This window comes from Pseudomonas sp. NPDC087029 (assembly GCF_044745345.1).
GTDB classification, from domain to species: Bacteria; Pseudomonadota; Gammaproteobacteria; order Pseudomonadales; family Pseudomonadaceae; genus Aquipseudomonas; species Aquipseudomonas faucium.
Map to the genome: position 1 here is coordinate 11914 of NZ_JBIVAB010000011.1, position 23832 is coordinate 35745.

The following is a 23832-nucleotide window of genomic DNA, read 5'->3' on the forward strand; positions in this document are numbered from 1 at the left end:
GCTGGCGATGAACTCCAAGAGCCTGGTCTCCAGCACCGCCGACAGTGGCGCCTACACCGACCTCAATCGCCTGAGCTCGCTCAAGCACGGTGACCGCGACAGCGATGCCAACGTGCGCAAGGTGGCCCAGGAATTCGAGTCGCTTTTCATCAGCGAGATGCTCAAGGCCTCGCGCAAGGCCAGCGATGTGCTGGCCGACGACAACCCGATGAACACCGAGACGGTCAAACAGTACCGCGACATGTACGACCAGCAGCTGGCCGTGAGCATGTCCCGCGAGGGCGGCGGTATCGGCCTGCAGGACGTGCTGGTGCGCCAGCTGTCCAAGCACAAGCCGGCGCCGGCCAACACCAGCCCGTTCCCGCGCATCGAGGGCAATGCCCCGACGCTGTGGGGCAACAAAGTTGCTGAGCCTGCGCATGCGGCCCAATCGGCTGCGCGCAACGACGTGGCTGCGCTCAACTCGCGGCGCCTGGCCTTGCCGAGCAAGCTCACCGACCGCCTGCTGGCCGGCATCGTGCCGTCTGCAGGCGGCACGGCCGCAGCCACCAATACCGCCGCCGTGCCGGTGCGCGACGGCCAGCAGGTGGCCAGGGCCGTGGCGGTGCCAGACAACGGCCTGCGCATCACCGGCCGCGCCGTGGCCCAGCCGCCTTTGGCGCCGAAGAAAGCCTTTGCCGACAGCGATGAATTCGTCGCCACCATGCTGCCGATGGCCGAACAGGCCGCCAAGCGCATCGGTGTCGACCCACGTTACCTGGTGGCCCAGGCGGCGCTGGAAACCGGCTGGGGCAAGTCGGTGATGCGCAACAGCGACGGCAGCAGCAGCCACAACCTGTTCGGCATCAAGGCCACCGGCAACTGGCAAGGCGATTCGGCGCGGGCGATCACCAGCGAGTTTCGCGATGGCCAGTTCGTCAAGGAAACGGCGGCGTTCCGTTCCTACGATTCCTACCAGGACAGTTTCCACGACCTGGTCAGCCTGCTGCAGAACAATTCGCGCTATCAAGATGCGGTGAAGTCGGCCGATAAGCCAGAACAGTTCGTGCAAGAGTTGCAGAAGGCCGGGTACGCCACCGACCCGAATTACGCCAGCAAGATCTCGCAGATCGCAAGACAGATGAAGTCGTACGAGCAATACGCAGCGCTCGGTACCACAACGAAACTTTAAGGGCATGGAACCATGGCGAGTCTGATCAACATTGGTATGTCGGGGCTTGGCGCCGCGCAGTCGGGGATGTACACCCTCGGTAACAACATCGCCAACGCCGACGTCGAGAGCTACTCGCGCCAGCAGAACGTGCAGAAGACCAAGGGCGGCCAGCAGGTCGGCCAGGTCTTCATGGGCAGCGGCACCACGCTGGCCGACGTGCGCCGGGTGTACAACTCGTTCCTCGAGAACCAGCTGCGCACCACCACCTCGCTGAGCAGCGATGCCTCCTCCTACCTGGACCAGATCTCGCCGCTGGACACCGCCCTGTCGAGCAGCGACACCGGCATCACCGCCGCCCTGCAGAGCTTCTTCAGCGCCATGCAGGACGCTGCGGCCAAGCCCACCGAAGACGCCTCGCGCCAGCTGCTGCTGACCAGCGCGCAGTCGCTGAGCAAGCGCTTCAATACCCTGGCTGCGCAGCTCAACCAGCAGAACAGCAACATCAACAGCAACATGACGTCGCTGGCCGACCAGGTGAACAACCTGACCAAGACCATCGCCGACCTCAATGACCAGATTTCCCGCGTCAGCGCCATCTCCGGCCAGCCCAACGACCTGCTCGACCAGCGCGACGGCGCCGTGCGCGAGCTCAACAAGCTGGTCGGCGCCGACGTGGTCGAGCGCGACGGCAACTACGACATCTACCTGAAGAACGGCCAGTCGCTGGTGCTCGGCAAGACCACCCAGACCCTGGGCGTGGCGCCGAGCGCCACCGACCCGACGCGCTTGAGCCTGATCCTCAACCGCGGCTCGACCAAGATGGACATCACCAACAGCACCACAGGTGGTGAGCTCGGCGGCCTGATCCGCTACCGCAAGGAAACCCTCGACCCCGCGCTCAACGAGCTGGGCCGCGTGGCCCTGGTGGTGGCCGATGCCATCAACAGCCAGCTGGCCCAGGGCATCGACAAGAACGGTGACTTTGGCGCCACGCTGTTCGGCGACATCAACAGCCTCAAGGCCATCAGCGAGCGCAGCGTCGCCAAGCAGGGCAACAGCGCCGGCTCCGGCAACCTCGATGTGACCATCAAGGACACCGGCAAGCTGAGCACCAGCGACTACCAGGTGACCTTCACCAGCGCCACCGGCTACAACGTGCGCAAGCTGCCAGAAGGCACCGACATGGGCAGCTTCGACCTCAGCGACAACCCGCCACCGGTGATCGATGGCTTCACCCTGTCGCTCAATGGCGGCGGCCTGAGCGCCGGTGACAGCTTCAAGGTCACCCCCACGCGCAATGCCGCGGCCAACATCGACACCGTGCTCACCGACCCCAAGCGCCTGGCCCTGGCCTCGCCCCTGACCGCCAGCAACGGCGCGGGCAACAAGGGCACCGGCGTGATCACCCAGCCGACCCTGACCTCCAAGCTGGACATCTACGATGCCGCCCAGCGCACCCAGCTGCAGAACGGCCTGAAGTACTCGACGCCGGTCAAGCTGGTGTTCGGTGACGAAACCACCTCGCCCCAGGCGTACAAGATGTACGACGCCAAGGGCACCGAGATCGGCAGCGGCACCATCGTGCCAGGCCAGGAAAACAAGCTGCAGCTGTCGGTACCGATGGTCGATGGCAATGGCAACTCGCTGGGTGGCAACTTCACCTTCGAGATGAGCGTTTCCGGTGCGCCGAAAAATGGCGACAGCTACACCGTGGCGCTGACCGGCGCAGGCTCGGCGGACAACCGCAACGGCCAGTCGGTGATCGACCTGCAGACCAAGCCCACCGTCGATGTCGGCGCCAATGGCAAGGGCATCAGCTTCACCGATGCCTACGCCAAGCTGGTGTCCAACGTGGGCGGCAAGGCCGGCCAGGCCGAGATGGACAGCGATGCCACCACGGCGCTGCACACCTCGGCGCTGGAAAGCCGCAACAACCTGTCGGGCGTGTCGATCGATGAAGAGACCGGCAACCTGATCAAGTTCCAGCAGTACTACACCGCGTCGTCGCAGATCATCAAGGCGGCCCAGGAAACCTTCGCCACCCTGATCAACAGTCTTTAAGGAGCCGTAGATCGTGAGCGTACGCATCTCTACTTCGCAGTTCTACAACACCAGCAGCGCCAACTATCAGCGCAACTTCGCCAACGCGGTGAAAAGCCAGCAGGATGCCAGCGATGGAATCCGCGTGCGTTCGGCAAAGGACGACCCGGTCGGCGCGGCGCGCCTGCTGCAGCTCGAACAGCAACAGAACATGCTCAAGCAGTACTCGGGCAACATTACCAGCGTGCGCAATTCCCTTGGCACTACCGAGAGCACCTTGAACGCCATCGGCACGATCCTGCAGCGGGTCAATGAACTGGCGGTGAGTTCGGGCAACGGCACCTTCACCGATGCCGATCGCAAAGCCAACGCCGACGAGTTGTCTTCGCTGGAAGACCAGCTGTTCTCGCTGATGAACAGCAAGGACGAGAACGGCAAGTACATCTTCTCCGGCTCCAAGGGCGATACCCCGCCCTATGTACGCAATGCCGACGGCACCTACAGCTACCAGGGTGACCAGGGCAAGCTGAGCCTGCAGGTGGGCGACATGCTCAGCCTGGCGGCCAACGAGACCGGTTACGATGCCTTCGAACAAGCGCTCAATACCAGCCGAAGTGAAACCAAGCTGACCGCCCCGGCCACCGATGATGGCCGCGTCAGCCTGTCCAACGGCCAGGTCTCCGGCAGCTCGACCTACAATGATCGCTTTCGCAGCGGTGAGCCTTACAAGATCGAATTCGTCAGCAGCACCGAGTACAAGATCACCGACGCCAACAACAACGACGTCACCCTCGAAGCCAGCCAGGGCGGCAAGTTCGACCCAAATGGCGATAACACCAGCATCAGCTTCCGTGGTGTCGAGCTGCGCCTGGACATCACCTTCAAGGATGGCGACAAGGGCAACGAAGACGCCGCCATTGCCGGCCACACCTTCAGCCTGAGCTCGAAGGCCGACCAGGTTTCCGGCACCCGCAGTCCCGGCAATACCTCGTCGGAGCAGGTGACGGGCGCGGCCATCACCGATCAGGCTGCCTATAAGGCGGCATTCCCGTCGGGCGGTGCGGTGCTCAAGTTCACCGGTACCAACACCTTCGAGCTGTATGCATCGCCTGTGACCGCAGACAGCCGACCAGTCGCCTCCGGTGCCCTGGGTGGCCCGAACGGAACCACCGCCACGGCGGCAGGAGTCAGCTTCGAGTTGTCGGGCGCGCCTAGCGCAGGTGATTCGTTCGGCGTGAAGGTCGATACCCACCAGACCCAGAATGTGCTCGACACCATCGGCCAGTTGCGCAAGGCGTTGACCAGCCCGGTCGACAACGATCCGGTTGCCCGGCAGAACTTCCTCGCCTCGCTGGATTCGGCGATCGGCAACATCGCCAGCGCCACTGACCAGGTATCCTCGTCGATCAGTGCCATCGGTGGCCGCGGCCAGGCGCTGGACGTGCAGTCGGAAACCAACGAGGCGCTGAGCACCGAGAATACCAAGACGCAGAGCTCGATCCGCGAAAGCGACCCGGCCGAGGTGATGCTGCGCCTGCAGATGCAGACCAACATGCTGCAGGCGTCGCTGCAGGCCTATGCCAAGGTTGCCGGGTTGTCGCTGGTCAACTACATCTGATCGTCCCTTCGTTTCAGCGGCCGCGCATCGCACTTTCAGGGTGGTGCGCGGACCATCTCCCAGGTCCCTCATCGTGAATCATTCGGCACTCGTCACTCTTGCCATCCCGGCATTCAATCCAGGCTTTCTGCGCAGCGCCCTGCTCAGTGCGGTGAACCAGGATCATGCGCATCTCGAAGTGCTGGTGTGCGACGACAGCCGCGGCGAGGACGTGCAACGGATCGTCGAAGAGGTGGCGAGCGAGACCGGCAAACCGGTGCGCTACCTGCGCAACCCGCAGACGCTGGGGTTCGCTCGCAATCTGTTGATGTGCCTCGAACAGGCGCGTGGCGAGCTGATCAAGTTTCTTTGCGACGACGACCTGCTGTTCACCGACTGCGTGAGCCTGCAGGCGGCGCTGATGAACGCCCACGCCGACGTCAGCCTGACCATCTGCCAGCGCATGTTGTGTGATGCCCACGGTGCCTTGCTGCCGTCGCGCAACCTCAACAGTGTATTGTGCCCGGAAGAAGCCGTGCTCAAGGGCAGTGACCTGCTCGAAGCGCTGGAAGTGGGTGCCCCGAACCTGTTCGGCGGCCTCAGCCATGCGCTGATGCGCGTTGCCCAGGTGAAGGCGTTTCTGCCGGCACTGGTCGAGCAAGGGCAGGGCTTCGTCGCGCGCCTGGACCTGGCGCTGTACATCTGCCTGATGCGCCGTGGCAACCTAGGTCACCTCGAGCGTTTTCTGAGCGTCGAGCGGCTGCACCCTGGGCGACTGAGCCATCATCCCAGCGTCACTCTGGCCCACCCCATCGAGACAGGCTGGATCAAGGCGATGCTGGCGGCGCGCGGCAGCGAAGCGGCGCCAGCCAGAGGCTGGGTGCGCTATGTGCCGGTGGCGCGGTATGTGGATGACCAGCAGACGTGCTGGGAAGAATATGACCTCAATGGTCTCAGTGCCTTGCAGGAGGCGCGCACGCAACAGCAGGTGGGCAGCGACAGCCTGTCGTTCGAAGAAGTCTATGGCGAGTGGTTGGAATACCGCTCGCTGTCTGATGCCCAGCTCAAACTGCTGCCCAAGCGCTTCGAGCAATGGCCGGCGAAGCCGCGCATCGTGCCGGTGATCTGGGCCGAGGCGGGTGAGGAACCGGCCTTGCGAGCGACGCTCGACAGCCTGGCGAGCCAGTCCTATGCGCCGGCAGCCTGCTGGGTGCTCGCCGCGCCCCAGGTCAAGGTGCCGCAGTTGCCCGGGGTTGAGTGCCTGCCCCTGCAGGGCAACGGTCTTGCACAATTGCAAGCGCGCCTGCTGCAGGCCGATGGCGCCGACTGGGTCTTCCTGCTGCATGCTGGCGACCGCCTGGTGCCTCAGGCGTTGGCCATCATGGCCGAGCGCATGGTATTGCGTGATCGGGTGTGCCTGTATGTCGACGAAGGGGGGCACGATACCCTTAACCCGGTCATGCCGATCTTCAAGCCGGACTTCAACCTCGACCTGATGCGCAGCTTGCCTTATGTCGGGCGTTTGTTGGCGTTCGAGTGCAAGGCGCTGCTGGCTGCAGGCGGCTTCGATCAGCAGTTCGACATCCTCGCTCCTCACGATCTGTTCTGGCGCCTGGTGGAAAGTCGTGGTTTGCAGGTGGTCGAGCATATCGACGAGCTGTTGGTGCACAGCCAGTGGGACTTCGGCCAATGGTTGAGTGATCCGCGCTGTGTGGCGCAAGCCTCCCGGGTGGTACAGGCGCACCTGCAGCGCCTGGGTGTCGAGGCGGATGTCGAGGGGGCCGCGGACCAGGCCGTGTGCCAGGTCACCTATCGCCATGAAGGCCAGGCCGGCGTGTCGATCCTGGTGAGTGTCGGCGATGACCTGGCCAGGGCTCGGCGTTGCGTCGAGTCGGTGTTCGAGCACACCGCCTATGGCAACTTCGAAGTGCTGCTGATTGCCGCCGCCGATGCCCCACTCGAACTGCGTCATTGGTTGCAGGCCATGCAAAGCCTGGGCAGTGACCAGTTGCGGGTAGTCGAAGTGGCCGCCGGTACGCGCCCGGCCCGCCTGCATGAAGCGCGCGCAGCGGCGCGCGGCGATTTCCTGCTGATGCTCGACAGCGCTTGCGTGGCCTTCGACGCGCGTTGGTTGGGTGAGTTGATGGCTCAGGCCCAACGCCCGGAAGTCGGCGTGGTGGGGCCCAAACTGTGCGACGCGGCAGGTCAGGTGGTAGGCGCAGGGTTGGTGCTGGGCCTGCATGGCGAGGTGGGCACTCCATTCGTGGGTTTGCCGGCAGGCGAAAGCGGCTACATGCACAGGCTGCGCTCCACGCAGAACTGCAGCGCGCTGGCGCTCGACTGCTTGTTGGTGCGCCGCGAGCTGTTCGACGCCCTGGGTGGTTTCGATCTCGACGGCTTGCAAGGTTCGTTGCAGGATGCCGATTTCTGCCTGCGGGCCGGCGAGCAGGGGTATTTGCTGGTATGGACGCCCGCAGCGTTGCTGGCATGCCTGGGGGCCGCCAGCGACGGTGGCGCGGACCATCAGCAACTGGCGCAGGACAAGGATCTTTTCTATCAGCGCTGGCTGGCCAAGGTTGCGCGCGACCCGGCCTACAATCGCAACCTCAGCCTCAAGATGGCCAGCTTCACCCTCGAACCCGGGTTGCGCCAGGGTTGGGACCCTTTCCTCAAGCGGGTGCTGCCTGCGGTGCTGGCGTTGCCGGTGAACTCCTCGGCGGTGGGGCATTATCGCCTGGCGCAGCCGTTCCTTGAGCTGGAAAACGCCAGCTGGGTGCAGGGGCGTGTGGGCTATCGATTCCCTGACCTGATCGAGCTGGAGCGTGAAAAGCCCGATGTGCTGGTGTTCCAGTACCGCAGCAAGATGGCCTCGGTCGAGGAGATGGGGCGGCTGGTGCGCTCCTCCAGTGCCCGGCATATCTACGAGATCGATGACTACATCATCGATGTGCCAAAACGTAACGACCACTCGCGCAACATGCCGGCCGACATTCGCGAGGCAGTGAGCCAGGGCATTGCGATGTGCGACCGGGTGATCGCTTCCACCGAGCCGTTGGCAGATGCCTTGTCGAGCATGCATCACGATATCCAGGTGGTGCCCAACATGCTCGCGGCGCACCTTTGGTGCGGCTTGGAAAGCGAGCGTCAGACCAGCGCTCGGCCCCGCGTTGGGTGGGCGGGAGGCACCAGTCACCGGGGCGACCTTGAGCTGCTGCTGGAAGTGGTCAAGGCATTGGCCGACGAGGTCGACTGGGTGTTCTTCGGTATGTGCCCGGATGCGCTGAAGCCTTATGTGAAGGAGTTCCATCAGGGCATACCTATGGCGTTCTATCCGCAGAAGCTCGCCAGCCTCAATCTGGACCTGGCGTTGGCCCCGCTGGAGCAGAACCTGTTCAACGACTGCAAGAGCAACTTGCGCCTGCTGGAATACGGCGCCTGTGGTTTCCCGGTCATCTGCTCGGACACCAAGGCCTATGCCGGCTACCTGCCGTGCACGCGGGTGGCCGGCAATCAGCCGCACGAGTGGTTGGGGGCGATTCGCATGCACCTGGCCGACCCGGATGCCAGCTACCGCCAGGGCGATGCCCTGCGCGAGGTGGTGCTGCGCGACTACGTGCTGACCGAGCGCCATCTGCAGCACTGGGCCAACGCATGGTTGAGCGACTGAAGCGCCGCGGCGGCACCCAGGGCGCCGCCTGCGGTATCACTGGATTTTGAGCATCGGGTACAATATGACTGGACAAACAACCGTGAACACCTTGTCGCTGCGCGATACCCGAGTCTTGCTGTTGGGCAGCGCCGATCAGGATTACCGCGCACGTGCCATGGCCTACCTGCAGGCGGCTGGCTGCCAGGGCAGCGTCATCGACGGGGTCACCGAAGGGCAGTTGCTTGCCGCGCTGAAGCAGGCGCTGGACCAGGTCGACAGCCCCTTCGTGGTGCTGGCCAGGGACAGTGACTTCCTGCTGATCGATGCCTTGCAGCAGGCTCAGGACTGGCTGCACGCTCACCCCCAGGTGATGGGCGTGCAGGGCTATGCGTTGGGCATGCAGCCTGGCAACAGCACGGTCAGTTACTACCGTTTGGGCCGCACCGCGCACCAGGTGCTGCCAGGTGGGCTGCGTGATCGCGTGCAGCAATACGGCATCAGTGGGCTGCAGCCGTGGCGTGCAGTGCTGCGTGTGGAGGCCTTGCGCAGCGCCCTGGACGATGCGGCGCGGCAGATGGCGGACCAGGACTGGCTGCTCGGCCTGTCCTTCGCGCTGTTGTGTCAAGGGGATATCAAGGTCCTCGAGCAGACTCAGGTGGTCAGCGAGTGCGTCGAACTGGCTGTCGAGGCCGACGCCATGCTGCCGGCCATCCGAACCCTGCGCCAATGGGATGAGCAGCAAGCGGGCGACTTCGCAGGCGAGGAAGGCTTTGCCATCCTGCGCCAGTTCGCCCTGAGCCTGGGTGCACCCGACCCGGCACCGTTGCTGTTTGTCTCGCCATGGGCCAGTGTGGTCAACGAGCCGGAGCGCAGCTTCGAGGCCCGTCAATACGTCGAGTTGCCGTACTACAACGCCGCGCTGTTCCGCCAGTTGTCGGCGCTGGAGTTCCTGCAGCACGCCTGGCCAGCGGGCCAGGCCCATGTGCGGGCGCTGGAGGGCGCCTGGGTGCGCCAGCGCGACTTGTTGCAGCAGCATGCCAACGACAACGTCAAGACGCTGCGCACGCGCTACTGGCAGGCGCTGTCGGTCAACTTGTTCGCGCCGCAGATCTGTAGCCTGCTGCTCGCTACTTTGGCGGACGATGAAGACGATGCTCGGCATGAGCTGCAGGCCTGGATCGAACGCTTGCAACAGGCCGGCGCACCGCCGGTTGCCGAGCGCCTGGCACACACTCCTTCGGGGCGTGTGCTGCAGGCCCTGGCCCAGGCGACCCTGGACGATGCCGGCCGGCAGCGGGTGCGCAAGCACCTCAAGGCCGGTCGGCGCAGCAGCATGGCACTGCTTGTCATCGACCTGGCGGATGATGACGAAGCCCTGCAGCGCACTTTTGACAGCGTGGTCGCCAGTGGTTTGAGCGATTTGCGCATCGTCGTGCTCAAGGCCGGCCAGTTGCCGGCGATCACCACCGTGCGCGATACCTTGCACTTCATCAAGGTCATGCCTGACACCCTCGTTTCGCATCTCAACCAGGTGGTTCGCCAGCTGCCGAGCGACTGGTTGATGCTGTTGCAGGCCGGTGACGAACTGGCCGGCAGCGGCTTGCTGCGCCTGCAGGTCGAACTGGCGCAAGCCGGGCAATGCACGGCAGTCTGTGGCAATGAAGTGCAGCGCGATGTCGAAGGCCGCCTGATCGCTATCCAGCGCCCTGGGGCCGACGTCGACCTGCTGCGCAGCCGTCCGGACCTCATGGCGCAGCACTGGCTGCTGCGCAGGGAAGTGCTGCTGGATGTTGGCGGATACAGCGATGCCTGCCGTCAGGCACTGGAGTTCGACCTGCTGCTGCGCGTGATCGAGGCCCGTGGCCTGGGCGGCCTGGCGCATGTCGACGAATACCTGGTGGTCGGCCAGATCGACCGTGAGGCGATGCAGCCGGGCGTGCTGGCCACGCTCGACCGGCACTTGGGTGTATTGGGCTACCAGGCTCAAGTGGTGCCGGGGCGCGAGGGGCGCCTGGACATCGAGTTTCGCCATGCCGCCACGCCGATGGTCAGTATCCTGTTGTCAGCCAGTGGCGATATGCAGCAGCTCGGCGCGAGCCTTGCCAGCATCCAGCAGCGTACTCGCTATCCACGCTATGAAGTGTTGGTGGTCGGCGAGGATGAGCAGTTGCAGCAAGCCAACCTGGGTGGCCGGGTCAGGGTGGTGTGCTGCCCGTCGCAGGTGCAGTCGGAGCGTTTCAATCAGGCGGCGGGACAGGCGCGTGGCGAGTACTTGGTGCTGATGAGCGACCGCAGCCTTGTCGCCAACCCGGGTTGGATCGAGGCCCTGCTCAACCAGGCTCAGCGCCCCGAAGTAGGTGTGGTTGGCTGCCAGATGTACGGCGCTGACGGCAGTATCAGTCACGCCGGCTACGAGTTGCTGGAAGATCGGCAGGTGCACGCTAGTTGGTTGGGCGTGGCTGGTCGAGCCAGTGCCGATGTACTGGCGTTGGAGGTGGTGCGAGCTAGTCACGCGGTGTCGGCCGACGGCCTGATGGTGCGCAAGGAGGTGTTCGAAGCGCTGGGCGGCTTGCCGCAGGGCGGTACGCCGGACATCGAGCTGTGCCTGCAGGTGTCGCAGGCTGGCCTGCTGGTGCTCGTGGCGCCACAGGCGCAATTGTTCAATGGCGGCGTGCCGGTGCTGACGCCCCCAGTGCGCGAGGCGCTGGTGGCGCGAGCGCCCTGGGCATTTGCACGGGCGCTGGCCGTGGATGGCGCATACGGCATCGGCGAGCAGCCGGGTGAGGCCGGGCCACGCTGGTTGCGTGAGCTGGGCTAGCCTCAGCGGCATGAGAAGCCGGGCTCAGCCCGGCTTTTTTTTGCCTGACAAATGGCATTGGTACCCGTATGAACACCTGCCTTTCGGCGCTTTTTCATGCCATTCGCCTGCTGTGGCCTCGTCGCGGGGCAAGTTGGCAATCTTTTTGCTTCGCCTGCCCAAGTTGCTGAATTGGTCAGTATTTTGTCAGCCCGGTCGGGGCATCGGCCTCTCAAGGTGAGTCGACAATGAAAACAGTCATCCTGGCCGGCGGCCTGGGTACACGCATCAGCGAAGAATCGCACCTTCGCCCCAAGCCGATGATCGAGATCGGTGGCAAGCCGATCATCTGGCACATCATGAAGATCTACTCCCATCACGGCATCAACGACTTCGTGATCTGCCTGGGGTACAAGGGCTATGTGATCAAGGAGTACTTTGCCAACTACTTCCTGCACATGTCCGACGTGACTTTCGACATGTCGGAAAACCGCATGCACATCCATAACCGCAATGCCGAGCCGTGGCGCGTGACTCTGGTCGACACCGGGGACAACACCGCTACTGGCGGGCGCCTGAAGCGTGTGCGCGATTATGTCGGAGACGACACCTTCTGCCTGACTTACGGCGACGGTGTCGCCGACGTCGATATTCCGGCGCTGATCGATTTCCACAAGGGGCACGGCAAGCTGTCGACGGTCACCGCCGTGCAGCCTCCGGGACGCTACGGTGCGCTGGATGTGCGTGGCGAGCAGGTGCATGGTTTTCAGGAAAAGCCCTTGGGCGACGGCGGCTGGATCAATGGCGGTTTCTTCGTGCTCGAGCCGGGCATCTTCGACTACATCGAAGGCGATGACACCACCTGGGAATACGAACCCATGCGTGCCCTGGCCAGCAACGGTCAGTTGATGACCCATACCCACCGTGGCTTCTGGCAGGCGATGGACACCCTGCGTGACCGTACCTACCTGGAAGAGCGCTGGAAGTCGGGAGAGGCGCAATGGCGGGTATGGTCGTAAGCCGCAGTTTCTGGGCCGGGCGCAGGGTATTCCTGACCGGCCACAGCGGTTTCAAGGGCAGTTGGCTGGCGTTGTGGCTCAGCGAGCTGGGTGCCGAGGTGTACGGCTATTCGCTGGCACCTTGCACCTCACCTGCCATGCACGACAGCGCCCGCCTGGGCGAGCGGGTGGCTGGCGAGTTTGCCGATATCCGCGATGCCGATCAGCTGGCGCGCAGCCTGATGACCTTTGAGCCGCAGATCGTCCTGCACCTCGCGGCGCAGCCGCTGGTGCGCGAGTCCTACCGTACGCCTGCGCAGACCTATGCCACCAACGTCACCGGCACGCTCAACCTGCTCGAGGCGGTGCGCCGCTGCGATAGCGTGCGTGCGGTGCTGGTGGTGACCAGCGACAAATGCTACGAGAACCGCGAATGGCTGTGGCCCTACCGCGAGCAGGACGCCCTAGGTGGCCACGACCCCTACAGCAGCAGCAAGGCCTGCGTCGAACTGCTCTGCGCCTCCTGGCGCGAGTCGTTCCTGCGTGAACGCGGTGTCGCCTTGGCAACGGCGCGGGCCGGCAATGTGATCGGCGGTGGCGACTGGTCGGCCGACCGCCTGCTGCCCGACATTCTCCGTGCGTGGGACGCAGGCCAGGCGCTGACCTTGCGCTACCCGGGGGCGGTGCGCCCCTGGCAGCATGTGCTTGACCCCTTGCAGGGTTACCTGCTGTTGGCCCAGGCCTTGGTTGAGCAGGGCCAGGCACTGGCTCAGGCCTGGAACTTCGGACCTGACAGCGAAGGCACGGCGACCGTGGGCGAGGTGGTCGAGGCGATGGCCTCGCTGTGGCCAGGCGACGCCCACTGGGCGGTAGAAGCCGGTGCCCAGCCCCACGAGGCAGGGTTGCTCACCCTTGATTCATCCCGGGCACGCCAACAGTTGGGCTGGCGCCCGCAGTGGGATCTGCAGCAGGCGCTGCGGCAGACCCTGGAATGGCATCGCGCCTGGCGCGAGGGTCAAGACATGCAGCAATACAGCCGCGCGCAGATCGCGGCCCATGAAGGCGGAAAACAATGACTGATCAAACGGCGCAGCAGTTGCGCCAGCAAATTGCCGAACTGGTAGGCCGCTACGCGGAGCTCGAGCTGACCGCCCCTGCGTTCGTGCCGGGGCAGCATGCCGTGCCGCCATCGGGCAAGGTCATCGGCGCGCCGGAGCTACAGGCGATGACCGAGGCTGTGCTGGACGGCTGGCTGACCACCGGGCGCTTCAACCAGGCGTTCGAAAAGCGCCTGGCGCGCTACCTGGGGCGCCGTGGTGCGCTGACCGCCAACTCCGGATCCTCGGCCAACCTGCTGGCGTTTTCCGCACTCACATCGCCGCGCCTGGGCGACCGCGCCATACGCAAAGGAGATGAAGTCATCGGCGTAGCGGCGGGCTTCCCGACCACGGTCAATCCGATCCTGCAGTTCGGCGCAGTGCCGGTGTTCGTGGATATCGAAATGGGCACCTACAACATCGACCCTGGGTTGATCGAGGCGGCCATCAGCCCGAAGACCAAGGCGATCATGCTGGCCCACACCCTGGGCAACCCATTCAACCTCAAGGTGGTGCGCGAGCTGTGCGACCGCTATGGCTTGTGGTTGATCGAAGACTGCTGCGATGCCCTCGGTGCCACCTACGCGGGGCGCCAGGTCGGCAGCTTCGGCGACTTGGGCACTCTGAGCTTCTACCCGGCGCACCACATCACCATGGGCGAGGGCGGTGCGGTGTTCACCGATTCGCCGCTGCTCAAGCGCATTGTCGAGTCATACCGCGACTGGGGGCGTGACTGTTATTGCGGCCCGGGCGAGGACAACACCTGCTCCAAGCGCTTCTGCTGGCAGCTGGGCGACCTGCCGCAAGGCTATGACCACAAGTACACCTACTCGCACCTGGGCTACAACCTGAAGATTACCGACATGCAGGCTGCCTGTGCCCTTGCGCAGATGGACCGGGTCGATGACTTCATCGCCGCGCGCAAGCGCAATTTTACCTGGCTCAGCGAGCGCCTGGCCGGTTGCAGCGATCAGCTGATCCTGCCCCATGCCACGCCCAACAGCGACCCCTCCTGGTTCGGCTTCCCGCTGACGCTGCGCGACGGTTGTGGCGTCGAGCGCCTGGACCTGCTGCGCCACCTCGATGCGCAGAACGTCGGCACACGCCTGCTGTTCGCCGGAAACCTGACGCGCCAGCCTTACCTGCAAGGCCTGGAATACCGCGTCTCCGGTGAGCTGAAGGTGACCGACAAAGTCATGAAGGACACCTTCTGGATCGGCTTGTGGCCAGGCTTGACCGACGATCACCTGGAACATGCTGCCAGCAGCATCGAGCAATACGTGCGGAGGCTGTGCTGATGCGCGCCTACGTTCTGTGCGGCGGCTTCGGCACGCGCCTGCAGAGCGTGACCCAGGGCTCGCAAAAAGCCCTGGTCAGCGTGCATGGCGCGCCGTTCTTGCAGGCAGTGCTGTGCCAGCTGGCGCAGGCCGGCATTACCGAGGTGGTGCTGTGTGCCCACTACCGAGCCGACCAGGTGGCCGAACAATTGCCGGCCGTGGCTCAGGCCAGTGGCCTGGCATTGCAGCTGGTGGTCGAAGCCGAGCCTCTGGGTACCGGCGGGGCGCTGCTCAACGCGCTGCATGTCAGCCCGGCAGCGGGGCGTTACCTGGTGCTCAATGCCGACACTTATCTGGATGCCGCAGCCTACCGCCTGGCGGTCCAGTCCTCGGTCAACGCGATGCTCGGCGTACAGGTCGACGATCGCAGTCGCTACGGCAGCCTGGTGCTTGGCGAAGACGGCGCGCTGCGTGCGATCAACGAAAAGGGCGTGATAGGCCCAGGGCTGATCAATGCCGGGGTCTATGCGTTCGACGCTGAGGCGTTTGCTGCAGCCGCCGGACATGCCTGCTCGCTCGAGCGCGATCTGTTGCCTGCCTTGCTGCAGCGCAGTGCGGTTGCTGTGTGCCAGTACCAGGGGCGATTCATCGATATCGGCACGCCGGAATCGTTTGCCCGTTACTCCAGCGAATTCCAGATGAGCGCCGCCCAATGAATTCACTCGTCACGACGCTGAGCATCAGCGAAAAGCACAGCATCCTCGACGCTGTCGAGCGCATCGAGGCCGGCGCCTTGCAGATCGTTTTCGTCGTCGATGGCGCCGGCCGCCTGGTTGGCGTGGTGACCAACGGCGACGTGCGCCGCCACCTGCTACAGGGCGGGCAGACCGACGTGCCGGTGACTGCCTGCATGAACCGTCAGTTCCGTGCGGTACCTGTGGGTACCACGCGTGAAGAACTGCTCAAGTTGTTCGACCTGGGCTACATTGCCCTACCAGGTTTGGATGTCGAGCAACGGCTGGTCGAGGTCTATACCCGCCAGCTGGCTGCCAGTGCCGAAGTACCGGTGCTGGCGCGGGCGCGGGCGCCGGTGCGCATGAGTTTCTGCGGAGGCGGCACCGACCTGACCTATTTCTTCATCGACCATCCGGCCGCCGTGCTGAGCTGCACCGTGGGCCTCTACGCCCATGCCACGCTGGTGCCGCGCAACGACAAGCAAATCAATATCCACGCCGAAGACCTAGGTCGGGAAGAGCATTTCGCTTGTCTGGCAGACTTGCTTGCCGCGCCAGAAAAGAGCTTGCTGGCGACCATCGTGGCGGTGATCAAACCCAAGTACGGCTTCGACCTGTTTCTTCGATCGGACTTCCCGGTGGGGTCGGGTCTTGGCGGCTCTTCTGCGGCTACCACGGCCACCATCGCGGTATTCAATGAGCTGCGCCAGGACCGCTGGAGCACCTACGAGATCGCCGAGCTGGCGTTCCAGGCCGAGCGCCTTTGCTTCGGCATCGCCGGTGGCTGGCAGGACCAGTACGCTTCGGCGTTCGGCGGCTTCAACCTGATCGAATTCGAAAACCAGCGCAACCTGGTGCACCCGATCCGCCTGGAAGACGCCATTCGTAATGAGTTCGAATCGTGCCTGCTACTGTGCAACACTGGCATTTCCCATGACTCGGGTCGCCTGCATGAACTGCAGCGCGAAGAGATCGCGGCTGAAGCGTCGCAGACCGAGTTGCTACACGCCAGTGTCACCCTGTGCCGGCGCATGCACCGGCACCTGATTCGTGGCGAGTTGCGCGGGGTCGGTGAATGCCTGGATGAAGCGTGGCGGCTGAAGAAGCGCTTTTCCTCGGCGATCAGCCACGGACGCCTTGACGCCATCTACGATGCGGCAATCGCCGCCGGGGCGGTGGGCGGCAAGCTGCTCGGTGCCGGCGGCGGTGGCTTCTTCCTGTTTTACGTGCAGCCGCAACTGCGCCAGCGCGTGATCGACGTGCTGGCGGGTGTGGGCTGCCAGACCCAGAATTTCCGCTTTGAATCCAGCGGCGTAACCTCATGGCGAGCGAAAATCCAATGACTTCCATTCTTCTCGACGGCGTCCCCGTTGGCGGCGATCGCGTCTACGTCATCGCCGAAGTGGGCAACAACCACAACGGCTCCCTGGAGCTGGCCCGGCAACTGGTGGATGCGGCGATCGAGGCCGGTGCCGACTGCGTCAAGTTCCAGCTGCGCAACCGCGACGCGCTGTACCGGCGCAAGGCCGATGGCTCGCGCGCCGAAGACCTGGGCGTCGAATACATCCAGGACCTGCTGGACAAGGTCGAGCTGAGCCTCGACCAGCACCGCCAGGTGCGCGAATACTGCGCGCAGAAGGGCATCACCTACTTGTGCACGCCCTGGGACGAGCCGAGTGTCGATGCGCTTGCCGAGTTCGACGTGGCGGCGTTGAAGATCGCCTCGGCAGACTTGTGCAACCCGTACCTGATTGCCAAAGCTGCGAGCCTGGGCAAGCCGCTGATCCTGTCCACCGGCATGTCGTTCGAGCACGAGATCATCCGTGCGATCGAGCAGTTGCAGGCATTGGGCACGCCGTTTGCGCTGCTGCACTGCAACAGCGCGTATCCGGCTCCGGAGTCCGATATCCAGTTGGGATATCTGCGGCGCCTGCAGCAGTTGCATGGGCTGGTTGGCTACTCGGGGCATGAACGTGGCATCGCCATCACTCTGGGCGCCGTGGCGCTGGGGGCGAAACTGGTGGAGCGCCACATCACCCTGGATCGTGACATGGAAGGGCCGGACCACCTGGCCAGCCTGGAGCCCACCGAGTTCCGCCAACTGGTCGAAGGCATTCGCCAGTTGGAACTGGCACTGCCGTGGCAGGGGCCCGGTCGTCACGCCAGCCAGGGCGAGCTGCTCAACCGCGAGAACCTCGGCAAGAGCGTGATCGCCGCCCGCCCCATCGCCCGTGGCAGTGTCCTCGAAGCGGACATGCTGCGCATCGCCAGCCCTGGCCAGGGCCTGGCGCCCTACCGCCTGGAAGAGTTGCTGGGCAAGCCGGCGCAGCGTGATATCGCCCAGGGCGACTTCCTGTTCGAAAGCGATCTTCAAGAGCTGCAGCCCGAACAGAAGCTGGCCTTCGACATGCCGGTGCGCTGGGGAGTGCCGGTGCGCTACCACGATTTCCTCGACTACCGCCGGCGCATCGAGCCTGACCTGTTCGAGTTTCACCTGTCCTATCGCGACCTGAGTCTCAAGCCGCAGCCGTTCCTCGCGCCGGTGGCCTGTTCGCGCCTGGTGGTGCACGCCCCGGAACTGTTCGAGAACAGCGAGTTGCTCGACCTGGTTGCAGATGACCCAGCCTACCGCCGGCGCTCCATCGACAACCTGCAGCGGGTGGTGGAGGCCACCGAGGAGATCGCCGACTTCTTCCCAGAGGCCGATGCCCGGCTGATCGTCGCCAATATTGGCGGCTTCTCTGCCGATGCGCCACGCCCTTTGGGGATGCGCCCGGAGCTGTACCAGCGCTTCTACGAGAGCTGCGCGCAAGTCGACTTCGGCAGCACCGAGCTTATCCCGCAGAACATGGCGCCGTTCCCTTGGCATTTCGGCGGCCAGCGTCACCAGAATATTTTCATGATGCCGGACGAGCTGGCCGCCCAGGCCCGTGACAGCGGCATGCGCCTGTGCCTGGACCTGTCGCACCTGCAGATGACCTGCTTCCACTTCGGCCTCGACTTCCAGGAGGCCCTGGGCTTGCTGCTGCCGTATTCGGCACACCTGCACGTGGCCGACGCCAAGGGCACCAACGGCGAAGGCGTGTTGATGGGCACTGGCGACATCGACTGGCCTGCGGCCTGGGCGCAGATCAAGACCCACGCCGAGACGAGCTTCATTCCAGAGGTATGGCAAGGCCACAAGGATCACGGCGCAGGTTTTTGGTCGGCGCTGGCATTTTTGAATCGATTGAATTGAGCCGGACGTTCGGCGAACTGAGGTTTGAGAGATGGGAAACAAGATGCGTGTAGCTGACTACATCATGAATCGGCTGGCAGAGCTGGGCATCAAACAGGTGTTCTTCCTGCCGGGCGGCGGTGCCATGCATCTGAACGATGCCTTGGGCCGTCACCCTGACCTCGAGCCGATCCTATGCCTGCATGAACAGGCCTGTGGCATCGCCGCCGAAGCTGCCGGCAAACTGTCGGGCGGGCCAAGCGCGTGCATGACCACCTGCGGCCCGGGCGCGACCAACGCGGTCACCGCGACCTTGGGTGCGTGGCTGGACTCCACCCCGGTGTTCTTCATCTCAGGGCAGGTGAAGACCGCTGACCTCAAGGCCGGCAGCGGCTTGCGCATGCTGGGCGTGCAAGAAGCCGATATCGTCTCGATCGTGTCGTCGATCACCAAGCGCGCGGTGACACTGACCGACCCGCTGGCCGTGGCCGAGGTGTTCGACGAACTGGAACATGCCGCGCTCACTGGCCGTCGTGGCCCGGTGTGGCTGGACGTGCCGCTGGATGTGCAGGCGGTGCAGATCGACCCGTCGACCTTGCGCCGGGCGCGCCTGCCTGCGCCAGCTGCAGCGGTCGACCTGGCCGAGCCGGTAGCTCGTACCCTGGCGCTGCTCAAGCAGGCCAAGCGCCCCGGCATCATTGCCGGCAGCGGCATCCGCATGGCGGGGGCAGTCGAGGCGTTCCGGCAACTGGCGCAGAGTGCTGGGGTGCCGGTAATGCCAACCTGGCTGGCGATGGACCTGATCGAAGACGAGCATCCGCTGTACGGTGGCCGCCCAGGCTCGATCGCGCCGCGCTGGGCCAACTTCACCTTGCAAAATTGCGACCTGCTGATCGTGCTCGGCTCGCGCCTGGACATGGCGCTGACCGCCTACAACCATGCGCACTTCGCACCCAAGGCGAAAAAAGTCGTGGTCGATATCGACCCGGCCGAGATTGCCAAGTTGCAGATGGACATCGAATTGCCGGTGGTGTGCGACGTCAAGCCGTTCGTCGAGCAACTGCAGGCGGCGGTGAATGCCGAGCGTCTGCCTGACTTCAGCCGCTGGCGCGCGCAGATCGCGACCTGGCGTGCACGCTACCCGCTGCTGCAGGCCGAGCATGCCGACGACAGCCAGGGCGTCAGCATGTACCACTTCAGCGACCGGCTTTCGGACCTGCTCCAAGAAGGCGACGTCATTGCCCCGGGCAGCTCCGGATTCGCATCGGAGCTGTTCCTGCTCAACCTGCGTTTGAAGAAGGACCAGCGCTGCTTCCACAACCGCGGCACCGGTTCGATGGGCTTCGGCGTGCCGGCGGCCATCGGCGCCTGCCTGGCGGCGGGACGCAAGCAGACCATCTGCGTGGATGGCGACGGTGGTGTGCAGATGAACATCCAGGAACTGGCCACCTTGGCGGCGCAGAAGTTGCCGATCAAGTGCTTCGTGATCAACAACCAGGGTTACGCCTCGATCCGTACTTCGCAGAACGCGCACTTCAAGTTACTGGTCGGTGCCGATTCCAGCAGCGGCCTGCAACTGCCCGACCTGCAGCAACTCACCGCCGCCTACGGGGTGGGCTACGCGCGTATCGACAGCCATGACGCACTCGATGAGCAACTGCTGGCGGTGCTCGAGCGCGACGGCCCGGTGGTCTGCGAAGTCGTCGTGCAGGTCGAAGAAGCGCGCGTGCCGCGCGTCATGACGCGCATCAACGAGCAGGGCAAGCCGGAAACCGGTGCGCTGGAAGATCTGTACCCGTTCCTGCCGCGGGATGAGTTCGCGGCGCAGATGGCCATTTCGGAGCACGACTGATATGGCGTGGCTGAAGAGAACGCTGACGGGCTGGAGTTATCGCTACTTGCGTGGCACTCGCGCATGGGCGCATGCCCGCTCGCCGGAAATCCACCACGAGCGCCTGCTGCCCTACGCAAGCTATGCGCCCTGGCAGGGCGACCAGGCCTTCGCGCGAGCACTGGCGCAAGTCCAGGGCAACACCCTGGTCGACAAGTATCGCTTGTACGAGCTGTGGTCGCTGGCGCGCCAGCTGGAACACCTCGAGGGAGACTTCCTCGAGGTCGGCGTCTGGCGTGGTGGCTCCGGCTGCTTGCTGGCGATGGCCAGCAAGCGCCCTGGTCGCCAGGTGTTCCTCGCCGATACCTTCGCCGGCGTGGTCAAGGCTGGCAGCCACGATACCCGCTATCAGGGCGGCGAACACGCCGACACCGATATCGGCCTGGTCCAGGCCCTGGCGCGTAAGTGCGGGGTCGCCGACCGCGTGCAGTTGCTCCAAGGCATGTTCCCCGAGCAGAACGCCGAACGGGTGACGGGGCAATTGGCTTTGCTGCACATCGACGTCGATGTCTACGAGTCGGCACAGGATGTCCTGAACTGGGCATTGCCTCGTCTTCTGCCAGGTGCGGTGGTGGTGTTCGACGACTACGGGTTCTTTGGTTGCGAGGGTGTGACACGCCTGGTCAATGAGTTCATCCAGGGCAACCCGGATTTCCGCTTCCTGCACAACCTCAATGGTCACGCGGTACTGGTGCGCGTGGGAGCCAGCCATGCTTGATCGGCAGAACTTCAAGCACTTGCTGGTCTACGGCGCGCGCCTGGCAGGGCAGCGTGTGCAAGCCTACCTGGCAGCGCGTGATATCCGTGTCGATGGCTTTCTCGATCGCGACACCTCGTTGGGCCAGGTCCAAGGTGTCGGCGTCAGCAGCGCACAGGCCTGGGCCCAAGCCCATGACCCGGCGCAGGCCTGTGTGATCATCGGCCTGTTCAACAACTACGTCGATGTGGCCGAGGTGGTGCGAGACCTGCGCCAGCTGGGTTTTGGCCAAGTGCTCAGCCTGGTCCAGTTCGTCAACTTGATGCCTGAAGGTCAGCCGTTTCGCTACTGGCTGGTTGAAGGCGCTTATTACCAGGCCCATGCCGAGCGTATCGCGTTCATGCGCGAGCACCTGGCCGATCAGGCCAGCCGCGAGTTGCTCGACCGCATCGTCGAGTTTCGAACCAGCGGCGACTACCTGAGCCTGCCCACGCCGTCGCCACGCCAGTATTTCCCCTCCGACTTGCCAGCCTGGCCACAGCCATTGCGTTTCATCGATTGCGGCGCCTACGTGGGCGACACCGTGGCAGAAATGCGTGAGGCAGGGGTGGCATTCGCATCGGTCGCGTGCTTCGAACCGAATCTGCAGAACTATGCAGCCCTGGTCGAGAGCGTACGTGGCCTGGACGCGGTGAATTTCCCTTGCGGGGTGTCTGACCGCAACCGCCAGGTGGGCTTTGACGGTGCGCTGGGCGCGGGCGGCCACCTTATCGAGTCGGGAGGCGAGACAGTGACCTGCGTGCGCATCGACGACGCCTTGGCGGGCTTTGCACCGAACTTGATCAAGATGGATATCGAAGGCGAGGAACCTGCGGCGCTGGAAGGCGCAAGGCAAACCTTGGCCCGCCATCGGCCGAACCTGGCCATCAGCATCTATCACCGCGCCGAACACCTGTGGAGCATCTTCGAACAGCTGCACGGCTACGGACTGAACTATCGATTTTATTTGCGCTGCCACGCTCACAGCACCTTCGACACTGTGCTGTACGCGCTGAGCAGTGATGAGGGAAGACCATGAGCCTGTCGGAAAAGTCGAACTACTGGGACAGCTTCTACAGCAGTCGTAAAAAGGGCGCGCCGGCGTATCCCTCGCAGTTTGCCGCGTTTGTCATCAACGAACTCGCAGACGTCGACGGCATCATCGAGTTCGGCTGTGGCAATGGTCGCGACAGCGAATTCTTTGCGGCCAATGGCTTCGAGCTTTTGGCGCTGGATGCCTCGAAGGAGGCAATCGAGCTATGCCGGTCGCGCTCGGCCCATGATCGTGCGCGTTATGTGCAGTCCACGGCAGGTGCCGCCCGCGAGGCCATCCAGGATTTTTTGCTCGGCAAGCGCAAGGTGGCTGTGTATGCACGCTTCTTCCTGCATGCAATCGAGGAGGCCGAGGCAGCGGCGTTGCTGGACTTGCTGGGCGTGCTGCTGCCCTCCGGCAGCCAGGTGTTCTTCGAATACCGCACGGTGGACGATGCAGCCCAGGACAAGATCTTCGGCACCGACCACTACCGTCGCTACCTGGAGCATGGCAATGCATTGGCCGGCATCGAGCGGGCAGGGTTCAGCATCGTCTACCAGATAGAAGGGCATGGCCTGGCCAAGTTCCGCGACGAAGATGCCAAGGTGGGCCGTTGCGTCGCGCAGAAAAATTGAGCAACAGTGAACCGAGGTAACTGACATGCAGGACCTGCAAGGTAAGAAAATCGTCCTCTTCGGTGCGGGCAAGAGTGGTGGCCTGTTCATCGAGCAGAACCCGGCACTGAATATTCTGGCCGTGGCCGACAATGACCCAGGCAAACAGGGGGGGCTGTTCAATGGCTACCCGGTGATTGCCGCGCAGCAGATTGCCCAGTCCGATTGCGAAGTAATCGTGATCACTAGCGTCTGGTCGGACAGTATCCTCAAGCAGCTGACGGAATTGGGCCTGGAGCATCTGCCGGCAGTGATTCCGGGCAAGCGTGAAATGAAGGGGATGCGCGATATCCATCCGTTCTCCCAGCCGTTGACTAAGCGGCTCGCCAGCGAGTTGGTGATCGCCCTCGACGCCATGACCGATGCTGCAGGCATCGATCTCTACCTGGACTTCGGTACGTTGCTCGGCGCTTTGCGCGAGGGCGACTTCATCGCCTGGGACGACGATATCGATTTTTCCGTGAATGCCGAGCAGTTCGAGCACCTGGTCGGGTTGGTGCGGGAAAACCGTGACAGCCTGCCGGTGCACGACGGCGTGCAGTGGCGTATCGAAGTGATCGCCACCCATGGCGTCGATTTCGCTATCCGCATCACCTGCGACAACGTCGATGGGAGCGACGCGATCATCCCGTTCGAAACCGACATCGCGCGCCGGGTGCGCCGCGACGGTTCGGCCGTGGTGATCGGCGCCATGCCGGAATGGTTCTGCCCCGAGCGGCACTTCGACGGTTTCGATCAAGTGCAATTGTTTGGCGCGACGCTCAAGGCGCCAAGCGATGCCTACGGCTACCTGGACTTCGTCTACGGAGAGTGGCGGGTGCCGAAGAAGGACATGTCATTCGCCGATTACAACAATTCCGGGGAAGTGCTGTTCGAGCACTACGACAATTCCATTCGCGCGCTGTAAGGCGCCAGTCAGGAAGCGACCGGGCCCTTTGT

The 23832-nt window shown here is 64.0% G+C and carries 16 protein-coding genes; all 16 read left to right on the top strand.

The window, feature by feature from the left end; genetic code table 11:
• Positions 1–7: 7 nt before the first annotated feature.
• The 16 genes from flgJ (at position 8) to ACIPG5_RS17740 (ending at position 23800) form a co-directional block, all read left to right on the top strand.
• Positions 8–1171: a flagellar assembly peptidoglycan hydrolase FlgJ gene (gene flgJ, locus ACIPG5_RS17665; protein ID WP_176513085.1), complete on the top strand. Its 1164-nt coding sequence runs from the start codon at positions 8–10 to the stop codon at positions 1169–1171.
• Positions 1172–1183: 12 nt separating this feature from the next.
• Positions 1184–3214, top strand: coding sequence for a flagellar hook-associated protein FlgK (flgK, locus tag ACIPG5_RS17670; protein WP_401376701.1), 2031 nt, complete (start codon positions 1184–1186; stop codon positions 3212–3214).
• Between the two features lie 13 nt (positions 3215–3227).
• On the top strand, positions 3228–4811 hold the full coding sequence (locus tag ACIPG5_RS17675) for a flagellar hook-associated protein 3 (RefSeq protein ID WP_401376704.1): 1584 nt from the start codon (positions 3228–3230) through the stop codon (positions 4809–4811).
• Between the two features lie 73 nt (positions 4812–4884).
• Entirely contained in the window at positions 4885–8457 is a 3573-nt protein-coding gene (locus ACIPG5_RS17680; protein ID WP_401376706.1) for a glycosyltransferase, read from the top strand.
• A gap of 82 nt (positions 8458–8539) precedes the next feature.
• A complete protein-coding gene (locus tag ACIPG5_RS17685) occupies positions 8540–11257 on the top strand; it encodes a glycosyltransferase (RefSeq protein WP_401376709.1) in 2718 nt (905 codons plus the stop codon).
• A 227-nt stretch (positions 11258–11484) separates the two neighbouring features.
• Positions 11485–12255, top strand: a complete 771-nt coding sequence (rfbF, locus tag ACIPG5_RS17690; RefSeq protein WP_401376711.1) for a glucose-1-phosphate cytidylyltransferase — start codon at positions 11485–11487, stop codon at positions 12253–12255.
• On the top strand, positions 12237–13310 hold the full coding sequence (gene rfbG, locus ACIPG5_RS17695; RefSeq protein WP_401376714.1) for a CDP-glucose 4,6-dehydratase: 1074 nt from the start codon (positions 12237–12239) through the stop codon (positions 13308–13310). The genes rfbF and rfbG overlap by 19 nt, the downstream gene beginning before the upstream one ends.
• Complete coding sequence (rfbH, locus tag ACIPG5_RS17700) at positions 13307–14629, top strand: lipopolysaccharide biosynthesis protein RfbH (protein ID WP_401376716.1); 1323 nt, start codon at positions 13307–13309, stop codon at positions 14627–14629. The genes rfbG and rfbH overlap by 4 nt, the downstream gene beginning before the upstream one ends.
• Entirely contained in the window at positions 14629–15324 is a 696-nt protein-coding gene (locus tag ACIPG5_RS17705) for a sugar phosphate nucleotidyltransferase (protein ID WP_401376719.1), read from the top strand. Before rfbH ends, ACIPG5_RS17705 begins: the two co-directional genes overlap by 1 nt.
• Positions 15321–16685: a CBS domain-containing protein gene (locus tag ACIPG5_RS17710; RefSeq protein WP_401376722.1), complete on the top strand. Its 1365-nt coding sequence runs from the start codon at positions 15321–15323 to the stop codon at positions 16683–16685. The genes ACIPG5_RS17705 and ACIPG5_RS17710 overlap by 4 nt, the downstream gene beginning before the upstream one ends.
• Positions 16682–18580, top strand: coding sequence for an N-acetylneuraminate synthase family protein (locus ACIPG5_RS17715; RefSeq protein WP_401376725.1), 1899 nt, complete (start codon positions 16682–16684; stop codon positions 18578–18580). Before ACIPG5_RS17710 ends, ACIPG5_RS17715 begins: the two co-directional genes overlap by 4 nt.
• Before the next feature lie 43 nt (positions 18581–18623).
• Entirely contained in the window at positions 18624–20411 is a 1788-nt protein-coding gene (locus ACIPG5_RS17720; RefSeq protein WP_401376728.1) for a thiamine pyrophosphate-binding protein, read from the top strand.
• A 46-nt stretch (positions 20412–20457) separates the two neighbouring features.
• The gene (locus ACIPG5_RS17725; protein ID WP_401376731.1) at positions 20458–21168 is read left to right on the top strand and encodes a TylF/MycF/NovP-related O-methyltransferase; all 711 of its coding nucleotides are present in this window, start codon (positions 20458–20460) and stop codon (positions 21166–21168) included.
• A complete protein-coding gene (locus tag ACIPG5_RS17730) occupies positions 21161–22225 on the top strand; it encodes an FkbM family methyltransferase (protein WP_401376734.1) in 1065 nt (354 codons plus the stop codon). Before ACIPG5_RS17725 ends, ACIPG5_RS17730 begins: the two co-directional genes overlap by 8 nt.
• Positions 22222–22854, top strand: a complete 633-nt coding sequence (locus ACIPG5_RS17735) for a class I SAM-dependent methyltransferase (protein WP_401376737.1) — start codon at positions 22222–22224, stop codon at positions 22852–22854. Before ACIPG5_RS17730 ends, ACIPG5_RS17735 begins: the two co-directional genes overlap by 4 nt.
• A gap of 25 nt (positions 22855–22879) precedes the next feature.
• Positions 22880–23800 carry a LicD family protein gene (locus tag ACIPG5_RS17740; protein ID WP_401376740.1) on the top strand — a complete coding sequence of 307 codons (921 nt, stop codon included), beginning with the start codon at positions 22880–22882 and terminating at the stop codon, positions 23798–23800.
• Positions 23801–23832: the final 32 nt, after the last annotated feature.

Excerpts from the sequence above, each read along its gene's own strand:
- flgJ (WP_176513085.1), top strand. The coding sequence starts at position 8 with ATGAACTCCAAGAGCCTGGTCTCCAGCACCGCCGACAGTGGCGCCTAC.
- flgK (WP_401376701.1), top strand. The coding sequence starts at position 1,184 with ATGGCGAGTCTGATCAACATTGGTATGTCGGGGCTTGGCGCCGCGCAG.
- rfbF (WP_401376711.1), top strand. The coding sequence starts at position 11,485 with ATGAAAACAGTCATCCTGGCCGGCGGCCTGGGTACACGCATCAGCGAA.
- rfbG (WP_401376714.1), top strand. The coding sequence starts at position 12,237 with ATGGCGGGTATGGTCGTAAGCCGCAGTTTCTGGGCCGGGCGCAGGGTA.
- rfbH (WP_401376716.1), top strand. The coding sequence starts at position 13,307 with ATGACTGATCAAACGGCGCAGCAGTTGCGCCAGCAAATTGCCGAACTG.
- ACIPG5_RS17705 (WP_401376719.1), top strand. The coding sequence starts at position 14,629 with ATGCGCGCCTACGTTCTGTGCGGCGGCTTCGGCACGCGCCTGCAGAGC.
- ACIPG5_RS17710 (WP_401376722.1), top strand. The coding sequence starts at position 15,321 with ATGAATTCACTCGTCACGACGCTGAGCATCAGCGAAAAGCACAGCATC.
- ACIPG5_RS17715 (WP_401376725.1), top strand. The coding sequence starts at position 16,682 with ATGACTTCCATTCTTCTCGACGGCGTCCCCGTTGGCGGCGATCGCGTC.
- ACIPG5_RS17720 (WP_401376728.1), top strand. The coding sequence starts at position 18,624 with ATGCGTGTAGCTGACTACATCATGAATCGGCTGGCAGAGCTGGGCATC.
- ACIPG5_RS17730 (WP_401376734.1), top strand. The coding sequence starts at position 21,161 with ATGCTTGATCGGCAGAACTTCAAGCACTTGCTGGTCTACGGCGCGCGC.
- ACIPG5_RS17735 (WP_401376737.1), top strand. The coding sequence starts at position 22,222 with ATGAGCCTGTCGGAAAAGTCGAACTACTGGGACAGCTTCTACAGCAGT.
- ACIPG5_RS17740 (WP_401376740.1), top strand. The coding sequence starts at position 22,880 with ATGCAGGACCTGCAAGGTAAGAAAATCGTCCTCTTCGGTGCGGGCAAG.